The 1,452-nt window shown below is 62.6% G+C and carries 2 protein-coding genes; one reads left to right on the top strand and one right to left on the bottom strand.

Features of this window, described 5'->3' with window-relative positions:
* Positions 1-25: 25 nt before the first annotated feature.
* Positions 26-1,048 (bottom strand): bile acid:sodium symporter family protein, encoded by a 1,023-nt coding sequence (locus B552_RS0126845; protein ID WP_019452153.1) that lies wholly within the window; start codon positions 1,046-1,048, stop codon positions 26-28.
* Positions 1,049-1,146: 98 nt separating this feature from the next.
* Here B552_RS0126845 and B552_RS0126840 point away from each other — a divergent pair.
* A partial coding sequence (locus B552_RS0126840; RefSeq protein WP_019452152.1) for a LysR family transcriptional regulator occupies positions 1,147-1,452 on the top strand: 306 nt, incomplete at its 3' end.

Raw genomic sequence — 1,452 nt, 5'->3', positions numbered from 1 at the left:
GTGCGGGAGAGGGGAGCAACAACCATCAAGCCCGTACGGCGTCGCGAGCATCCACGTCATCGCGATTCGCGTAACGTGCGGCTATCACCGAGCAGACGATCAACTGCAACTGGTGGTACACCATCAACGGCAGTACCAGCAGGCCCAGGGCCGGATGGCCCGCGAACAGGATCTTGGCCATCGGGATGCCGTTGGCCAGGCTCTTCTTCGAGCCGCAGAACACGGCCGTGATCTCGTCTTCCACCGAAAAGCCCAGGCGGCGCGCGGTGAACGTGGTGGTGCCCAGGATCACGAACAGCAGCACGGCAGCGATACCCATCACCGCACCGATGGTCTGCCAGTGGTACTGGTGCCACAGGCCGGCAGCCGTGGCATCACAGAACGACGAATAGACAATCAGCACGATCACGCCGCGGTCGATCTTGTTGGTGATCTGCTTCTTCTTCGCCAGCCAGTTGCCGATCAGCGGACGTGCAGCCTGGCCCAGCGCGAACGGCAGCAGCAGTTGCAGCGCCACGCCCATCAGCGCGCGGCCCAGCGGCATCGACGCGCCGCTGGCGCTGATCACCAGGCCCATCAGCAGCGGGGTCAGTGCCATGCCGATCAGGCCCGAGATCGTGGCGTTGAAGATGGCGCCGGGCACATTGCCGCGTGCCATCGACGTCATCGCCACCGACGACGACACGGTAGACGGCAGCGCGCACAGGTAGAACACGCCAAGCAGCAGTTCGGGCGGCAACGTGTTGCGCAGCGACAGCATCAGCAGCGCGCCGATGATCGGGAACACGATATACGTGAACGCCTGCACGAACGCGTGCAGGCGCCAATGTTTTGCACCGGCAACGAGCTTGTCGCGCGACAATGCGGCGCCGTGCAGGAAGAACACCAGCGCAACACCGAGATTGGTGACCACGCCAAGATGCAGCGGGCCGTTTCCTGTACCGACTTCCGGTGCGATCAGTGCCACGCCAATGGCGGTCAGCATGATCAGCACGAACCCGTCGATCAGGTCATAGATCTTCTTGAAGGGGGCGAGAATGGCAGACATTGGTTGGGGATAGTGCGTAAGGGTTTCCGCTTGGTATTGGACTCTGGTCGTGTCTAGAATGCAAATTCATTTATTTCATCCATTCATCTCATCGTTGCATGAATTACACACTGCGGCAGTTGCGGGTCTTTCTGGCGGTAGCGGGGCATGGCAGTTTCAGCCGGGCAGCGGATGCCGTTGGGCTGACACAGCCGGCGGTGAGCCGGGGTGTGGCCGAGCTTGAAGAAGCACTTGGCGTGCGCCTGCTCGATCGCACGACACGAGAGGTGGTGCTGACCGACGCCGGAACGGCGCTGGTGCCGGCGCTGGAACGGCTGCTGGGGCAACTGGACGACACCCTCGAGGAAACCCGCCAGTCCGGTGAGCGCTATCGGGGACGTGTAGTGATAGCCAGCGCGCCGACG

It is taken from the genome of Cupriavidus sp. BIS7 (genome assembly GCF_000292345.1).
Taxonomy (GTDB): Bacteria; Pseudomonadota; Gammaproteobacteria; order Burkholderiales; family Burkholderiaceae; genus Cupriavidus.
The sequence above is the reverse complement of the archived record's forward strand: the minus strand, read 5'-3'. Positions and strand labels throughout refer to the sequence as shown.